The sequence below is a fragment of the Antarctobacter heliothermus genome (genome assembly GCF_900188425.1).
Taxonomy (GTDB): Bacteria; Pseudomonadota; Alphaproteobacteria; order Rhodobacterales; family Rhodobacteraceae; genus Antarctobacter; species Antarctobacter heliothermus.
This window is the reverse complement of sequence record NZ_FZON01000034.1, coordinates 45,240-52,610: the sequence shown is the minus strand read 5'-3', so window position 1 is coordinate 52,610 and position 7,371 is coordinate 45,240. Positions and strand designations below refer to the sequence as shown.

Genomic DNA, 7,371 nt, shown 5'->3' with positions numbered 1-7,371 from the left:
CAGGGGGATCAACCGGCCCGGGCCGAGAGGTCGGGACATCCTGCGTCACGGTCACCGGGGCGAAGGATACCGGGCGGGCCGCACCAAGCTCACCGTTTCGATACTGCCGACGCCAGATCGTCAACAGCGATCGGCAAATGCCATGCCGCCGCGCCGTGACCGAAACTTGCCGGTGGCCGACAAAACTTTCCTCGACAATCCGGAGCTTGTCCTTATCCGACCATCGCCGACGGCGAACGCCATCGGCCGCGGAGAGAACTTCGATTTGAGGGCGGTAAATGAAATCAGACATAAGGTCGGACTTATCATCGGATCGTAGCCGAAGTCAGACGGCCCCCGCCGGAGCCTCACGTAAAGACCTTTGTCGAAGGCGAAACATGTGTTTTTGCCCGCATTCGGGACGCGATCCTGCGCGGCCAATTCCTGAGCTTTGCGACCTCAGTCGAACAGGAAATGGTCGCGTGTTTCGGAAACAAGGCCAATGACTACCCTGACGGCTTCGACATCGCGTTCGAGATCGCCGAGGTTGAACGGCATAGAGAGGGGGTTCTGCGCGACACCGTCGCGACGCTGGACCGGGTAGAATCCGAGGCCAAGCGTTTCGCCCGCAGCGTCCTGGACATGAAGCGGTATGTCACGGGTCTCAGCTCGACCCGCATGATGTGCAAGATCGAGAGTGCCAGCCTTTCAGGATCAGGCACCGCGCTGACCGGCATCGTCGAACAACTCGACGAATGTCAGAGGGAAATCGAACAACGGCTCGCCCGCATGGTCGAATTGAACGCTGTCATACAGAGCAATACCGGGATGTTGCGTTCTATGCTTTAGGCGTGCCTTCCCGGCGTATCGCGACCAAGCGAATCGGTGATTTGGTCGGCCACAGAGAGTCTGATCAACCTTTGCGGGACAAAGGCCCTGACATCACAGCAAGGCGGCGGTTCAAGGGCCCTTTTTGCAGTGCCGGGGCAGGTCAAATGCGAAACGGCAGAGCCTGTGGCCCTGCCGTTGAGAAAGCCTGGTGGAGCAACGAACGTTCAGCTGCGCACCAGCTTTTCGTACCCTTCGGAAATCTCGCGTGTCAGCGCGCCAACCTCAAAATTGAAGTCGCCAATCTGGCCCACCGGCGTGACCTCGGCCGCGGTGCCGGTCAGCCAGCACTGCTCAAAGCCTTCCATCTCTTCGGGCATGATGTGGCGCTCGTGCACCTTGATCTGCTTGTCTTCCAGCATCCCGATCACGGTTTGGCGGGTCAGCCCATTGAGGAAGCAGTCAGGTTTGGGCGTGTGTACCTCTCCGTCCTTGACGAAAAAGATGTTGGCGCCTGTCGCCTCGGCCACATAGCCGCGATAGTCCATGAACAGCGCATCCGAACACCCCTTGGCCTCTGCCGCGTGTTTCGACGTGGTGCAGATCATGTACAGACCGGCGGCCTTGGCGTGCACCGGGATCGTTTCGGGTGAGGGGCGTTTCCATTTGGAAATGTCCAGCTTGGCGCCCTTCATCTTGGCATCGCCGTAGTAGTTGCCCCAGGACCAGGCCGCGATGGCCAGGCGAACCGGGTTGCGTGCCGAGGCGACCCCCATGTCCGGTCCCGCCCCACGCCACGCCACCGCGCGCACATAGGCATCGGTCAGCCCGTTGGCGGCCAGAACCGCGATCTTGGCGGCCTCGATCTCATCAACGGTATAGGGGATCTCGAAATCCAGTTCGCGGGCCGAGAAATGCAACCGCTCGGAGTGTTTGCGCGACAAGAAGATCTTGCCGTTGTAGCACCGCTCGCCTTCGAAAACCGAACTTGCGTAGTGCAGACCGTGGGTCAGTACATGCACATTGGCCGCCCGCCAGTCCACCATCTGGCCATCCAGCCAGATCTTGCCGTCGCGATCGTCATATGCGCCATCTGCCATCTTGGTTCTCCTCACATGCAGTAGGTCGATTTTTTCGATTATTGCGTTTCTTGCGTCCGAAACGGACATAAAGTTGCGTCAAATCTGCGAATCGCTACCAGTTCACTCTTGGAATGTCAACAAGGCTGACTTAAACTGCCTCCGGGCCAGACAAGGGCGATGACATATGACAGAGGGGCGTACAGCACAGGGAGAGACCCTGCTTTACCTCACGGATGAACAGTTGCGGCAGGGGGCTGAGGCGATGTTCTTTGCCTACCGGGGCTTTACCGCCGATCCTGATCGTATCTTGGACGGGTTATGCTACGGTCGTGCGCACCACCGCGCGCTGCATTTCATTCATACCGCGCCGGGTACGACGGTGAACAACCTGCTGAACATTCTCGGGGTCACGAAACAATCGCTGAACCGGGTGCTGCGCACAATGATTGAGGACGGTCTGGTTGAAAGCCGGGTGGGCCGCGTCGACAAGCGTGAACGCCACCTGTACCTGACAGAGGCGGGCGATGCGCTGGAGCGACAGTTGTCGGATGCACAACGGATGCGGATGCGCGCGGCCTTTCGCGATGCGGGGCCAGAGGCTGTCGCGGGCTTTCGCCGTGTGCTGGAGGCGATGATGGACCCGGAGATGCGCAGGCAGTACCAAAGGCTGAGGGAGGGCCGGGGATGAGCGAAAACGACGCCCATCTGCTGATCGTCGATGACGATGAGCGGATTCGGGGGCTGCTGCAGAAATTCCTGATCCGGAACGGATTTCTTGTCAGTGCTGCACGCGATGCCGCCCATGCGCGGCGGCTGTTGTCGGGCTTGGATTTCGACATGATCGTGCTGGACGTGATGATGCCGGGTGAGGACGGGGTCAGCCTGACCAAGGGCATTCGCGAAACCTCGCAGACGCCGGTGCTGTTGCTGACGGCCCGCTCCGAAACCGAAGACCGGATCAAGGGACTGGAGGCAGGGGCTGACGACTACCTGGCCAAGCCGTTTGAACCCAAGGAACTGTTGCTGCGGATCAACGCGATCCTGCGCCGGATGCCGGAAACCACCGCCGAGGCCAGCGTGCCCAAGCTGCTGACGCTGGGTGACATCCGCTATGACATCGAACGCGGCGAGATGTGGCAGGGCGAGGACATGGTGCGTCTGACCGCGACAGAAAGCCAGTTGATGCGGATTTTCTCCGCCCGTCCGGGAGAGCCGCTGAGCCGTGCCAAACTGGTCGAGGAACTGGGCCGGGACAAGGGGCAGGCGCAGGAACGCGCGGTCGATGTTCAAATCACCCGGCTACGGCGCAAGATGGAGGCCGACCCGAAACAGCCGCGCTATTTGCAGACGGTGCGCGGCGCGGGATACATGCTGGCGCCAGACTGACAGCCCGATTGACAGGTTGCGGCGGCGGGCGTTTCGCGATTTGGTCGGCCCGTGGCGTCCAGTACTTGGTCGCGGCTGTGAGTATTTTTACCAAGAAGAAGCTGGGGGCACGATGGCAACGGCACTCTTTACCCATGCGGATGCACTGGATCATGTAACGCCCGAGGGGCACCCGGAACGGGTCGCGCGGATCGAACATCTGTTGCACGCGCTGGCCGGGCTGGACCTTGAGCGCGAAACTGCGCCCGAGGCGACAGAGGCGCAGTTGCGGCTGTGCCATCCGCAACGCTACATCGACCGGATTCGCGCGGCGGTGCCGGACAGCGGCCAGTTTCAGCTGGACGCGGATACCTGGCTGTCGCCCGGTTCATTCCGGGCCGGATTGCGCGGGGCAGGTGCGGCTGTCGCGGCGGTGGATGCGGTGCTGGAGGGGCGGGTGGCCAATGCGTTTTGCGCCATGCGCCCGCCGGGCCACCATGCGGAGACAGAGACGCCGATGGGCTTTTGCCTGTTCGGCAACGCGGCCATTGCGGCGAAACATGCGCTGGAGGCGCATGGGCTAGGCCGCGTGGCGGTGGTCGATTTCGACGTGCATCACGGCAACGGCACGCAGGATCTGCTGTGGGACGAGGCGCGCGCGCTGTTCATCGGCTCGCACCAGATGCCGCTTTGGCCGGGCACCGGCTGGGTGGAGGATCGTGGCGCGCATGACAACGTGCAGAACCTGCCACTGGCACCGGGATCGGGCGGGACCGAGATGCGCGCTGCATGGGAGCCGGCCTTGGCCCGCATTCGTGCCTTTCAGCCGGAATTGCTGATCATCTCTGCCGGTTTCGACGCGCATCAGGATGACCCACTGGCGCAACTGGAATGGACCGTGGACGATTTCCGCTGGATCACCCGCGAATTGTGCGATTTGGGGGCGGATGTTTGCGGTGGGCGCGTGGTGTCCTGCCTCGAAGGCGGCTATGACCTCGGCGCGCTCAGCACCAGTGGCAAGGCGCATGTGGAAATTCTGATGGAGGCAGGCCAATGAGCGAGACCCCGGTCGAAAAGATGAGTTTTGAGCAGGCCATGACCGAATTGGAAAAGGTCGTGGGAATGCTGGAACGTGGCGATGTGGCGCTGGAGGAGTCGATCACGTTGTACGAACGCGGCGCTGCCTTGAAAAAGCGCTGCGAGCAAAAGCTGAAGGAAGCTGAGGAAAAGGTGGCGCTGATCACGCTGGACGCGGACGGCAATCCTGTGGGGACGAAGCCGGTCGAGGGCCTCTGATGAGTTTCGAAGACGGTCTGGCGGCAGCAGAGGCTCAGATTCGTGGGCATCTGGCCAAGGTGCTGGCCGGGTTTCCCGCGCTGCCGGTCACCGATGCGATGGGCTATGCGGTCGCGGGCGGCAAGCGTCTGCGCGGTTATCTGGTGCTGGAAGGCGCGCGCCTGCATAACGTGGGTCCGGCCCGTGCCATTTGGCCCGCCTGTGCGATCGAGGCGATCCATGCCTACAGCCTTGTGCATGACGATCTGCCCTGCATGGACGATGACGATCTGCGCAGGGGCCTGCCCACGGTGCATCGCAAGTGGGACGAGGCGACCGCCGTGCTGGCCGGCGACGCGTTGCAGACCCTCGGGTTTGAACTGGTGGCGCGGGCGGAATGTCACGACGATCCGGCGGTGCGGGCCGATCTGGCGCTGAGCCTTGCGCGCGCCTCTGGCGCGAAGGGTATGGTATTGGGGCAGGCGCTGGACATGGCCGCCGAACAGGCCGAAACGCCGCTGACACTGGATCAGATCACGGACCTGCAGGCGGGCAAGACCGGCGCGTTGATCTGCTGGTCGGCAGAGGCGGGCGCGCGGCTGGCCCGTGCTGATCTGGCACCGCTGACCGCCTATGCGCAGCGGCTGGGACTTGCCTTTCAGATCGCCGATGACATTCTGGACGTCGAAGGCGACGCCGCGCAGATGGGCAAGGCGGTGGGCAAGGACGCGGACCGGGGCAAGGCGACCTTTGTCAGCCTGCTGGGGCTGGACGGGGCGAAACGCCGCGCACAAACCCTTGTGGCCGAGGCGTGCGATTGCCTATCTGTGTATGGTGCAGAGGCGATCAACTTGCAGCAGGCCGCGCGCTTCGTTATTGTGCGGCGGACCTGACCAGACGGAGGCTGCCCCATGACCGATCGGCCCCAGACCCCCTTGCTTGACCGGGTATCGTCCCCGGCGGACCTCAAGCAGTTTTCCGATGCCGAGCTTGAGCAGCTGGCTGAAGAACTGCGGGCAGAGACAATCTCTGCCGTGTCCGAGACCGGCGGCCACCTTGGCGCGGGTCTTGGCGTGATTGAATTGACGGTGGCGCTGCACGCGATTTTTGACAGTCCGCGTGACAAGATCATCTGGGACGTCAGCCACCAGTGTTATCCGCACAAGATCCTGACCGGGCGGCGTGACCGCATCCGCACCTTGCGGCAAAAGGACGGGTTGTCGGGGTTCACCAAGCGGTCGGAATCGCCCTACGATCCTTTTGGCGCGGCGCATTCCAGCACCTCGATCAGCGCGGCGCTGGGCTTTGCCGTGGCGCGCGATCTGGGGGGGCTGTGTGAAACCGGGCACGGCGACGCCATCGCGGTGATCGGCGACGGTGCGATGAGTGCGGGCATGGCCTTTGAGGCGATGAACAACGCGGGCCATCTGGGCAAGCGGCTGATCGTGATCCTGAACGACAATGAGATGAGCATCGCACCCCCGACCGGCGCGCTGTCCTCCTACCTCAGCCGTCTGTACGCCGAGGCCCCGTTTCAGGATCTCAAGGCCGCCGCCAAGGGCGCGGTGTCGTTCCTGCCGGAACCGTTCCGCGAAGGGGCGCGGCGGGCCAAGGAGATGCTCAAGGGCATGACCGTGGGCGGGACGCTGTTCGAGGAACTGGGGTTTTCCTATCTCGGGCCCCTGGACGGGCACGATCTGGACCAGCTGTTGCCGGTCCTGCGCACGGTACGCCAGCGCGCCACCGGGCCGATCCTGCTGCATGTGCTGACGAAAAAGGGCAAGGGCTATAGCCATGCCGAACATGCCCCGGACAAGGGGCACGCGCGGGCCAAGTTCGATGTGGTCACTGGCAAGCAGAAAAAGGCGCCGTCCAACGCGCCCAGCTATACCAAGGTCTTTGCTCAGGCGCTGTTGCAGCAGGCCGCGGACGATCCGCGCATCTGCGCGGTGACGGCGGCGATGCCGGACGGCACCGGGCTGGACCTGTTCGCAGAACGCTATCCGTCGCGGTGTTTCGACGTGGGGATTGCCGAACAGCATGGCGTCACCTTTGCCGCCGGACTGGCGGCTGGCGGAATGCGGCCGTTCTGCGCGATGTATTCGACCTTTCTGCAACGCGGCTATGATCAGGTTGTGCATGACGTGGCGATCCAGCGCCTGCCGGTGCGGTTTGCCATCGACCGCGCGGGGCTGGTCGGGGCCGACGGCGCGACCCATGCGGGCAGCTTTGATGTCGCTTATCTGGCGAATCTGCCGGGGTTCGTCGTGATGGCTGCCGCCGATGAAGCAGAGTTGAAACACATGGTCGCCACCGCAGCGGCGCATGATGAGGGGCCCATCGCCTTTCGCTATCCGCGCGGTGAGGGTGTTGGCGTTGAGATGCCGGAACGCGGCGAGGTACTGGAGATCGGCAAGGGCCGCATGATGCGCGAGGGCAAGGGCGTTGCGATCCTGTCCTTTGGCACCCGTCTGTCCGAGGTGATGAAGGCGTGCGAGGCGCTGGAGGCGCGCGGCGTGTCCCCCAGCGTGGCCGACGCCCGTTTCGCCAAACCGCTGGACCGCGATCTGATCCTGCAACTGGCGCAAGACCATGAGGCGCTGATCACCATCGAAGAGGGGGCCATTGGCGGCTTTGGCAGCCACGTGGCGCAGTTGCTGGCCGAAGAGGGCGTCTTTGACCGCGGCCTGAAATACCGCTCGATGGTGCTGCCTGATACCTTTATCGACCATGCCAGCCCAAGCGATATGTACGCCGCCGCCAAGATGAACGCGGCGGACATAGAGGCGAAAGTGCTGGAGGTACTGGGCGTAAAGGTGCTGGACAAGCGGGCCTGAGCAGG

Annotated in this window: 9 protein-coding genes; 7 read left to right on the top strand and 2 right to left on the bottom strand. The window is 63.1% G+C overall.

The annotated features are described in order from the left end of the window. Positions 1–292 (bottom strand): IS66-like element accessory protein TnpA (tnpA, locus tag CHB90_RS16345; RefSeq protein WP_089278939.1); only part of this gene is annotated, 292 nt, incomplete at its 3' end. A gap of 161 nt (positions 293–453) precedes the next feature. Between tnpA and CHB90_RS16340 the strand changes: the two genes are divergently transcribed. Continuing rightward, a complete protein-coding gene (locus CHB90_RS16340; RefSeq protein ID WP_089278930.1) occupies positions 454–828 on the top strand; it encodes a hypothetical protein in 375 nt (124 codons plus the stop codon). Positions 829–1,034: 206 nt separating this feature from the next. On the opposite strand, the gene CHB90_RS16335 is transcribed toward CHB90_RS16340, so the two are convergent. Then, a complete protein-coding gene (locus CHB90_RS16335; RefSeq protein WP_089278929.1) occupies positions 1,035–1,907 on the bottom strand; it encodes a branched-chain amino acid aminotransferase in 873 nt (290 codons plus the stop codon). Positions 1,908–2,073: 166 nt separating this feature from the next. On the opposite strand from CHB90_RS16335, the gene CHB90_RS16330 reads away from it, so the two are divergent. From CHB90_RS16330 to dxs, 6 genes are all read left to right on the top strand, one after another. After that, the gene (locus tag CHB90_RS16330; RefSeq protein WP_089278928.1) at positions 2,074–2,577 is read left to right on the top strand and encodes a MarR family winged helix-turn-helix transcriptional regulator; all 504 of its coding nucleotides are present in this window, start codon (positions 2,074–2,076) and stop codon (positions 2,575–2,577) included. Continuing rightward, positions 2,574–3,275: a response regulator gene (locus CHB90_RS16325; protein WP_089278927.1), complete on the top strand. Its 702-nt coding sequence runs from the start codon at positions 2,574–2,576 to the stop codon at positions 3,273–3,275. Before CHB90_RS16330 ends, CHB90_RS16325 begins: the two co-directional genes overlap by 4 nt. 112 nt (positions 3,276–3,387) lie before the next feature. Next, positions 3,388–4,311 (top strand): histone deacetylase family protein, encoded by a 924-nt coding sequence (locus CHB90_RS16320; RefSeq protein ID WP_089278926.1) that lies wholly within the window; start codon positions 3,388–3,390, stop codon positions 4,309–4,311. After that, complete coding sequence (locus CHB90_RS16315) at positions 4,308–4,550, top strand: exodeoxyribonuclease VII small subunit (protein ID WP_089278925.1); 243 nt, start codon at positions 4,308–4,310, stop codon at positions 4,548–4,550. The genes CHB90_RS16320 and CHB90_RS16315 overlap by 4 nt, the downstream gene beginning before the upstream one ends. Continuing rightward, a complete protein-coding gene (locus tag CHB90_RS16310) occupies positions 4,550–5,422 on the top strand; it encodes a polyprenyl synthetase family protein (RefSeq protein ID WP_089278924.1) in 873 nt (290 codons plus the stop codon). Before CHB90_RS16315 ends, CHB90_RS16310 begins: the two co-directional genes overlap by 1 nt. 18 nt (positions 5,423–5,440) lie before the next feature. Beyond that, positions 5,441–7,366, top strand: coding sequence for a 1-deoxy-D-xylulose-5-phosphate synthase (dxs, locus tag CHB90_RS16305; protein ID WP_089278923.1), 1,926 nt, complete (start codon positions 5,441–5,443; stop codon positions 7,364–7,366). Positions 7,367–7,371 lie beyond the last annotated feature (5 nt).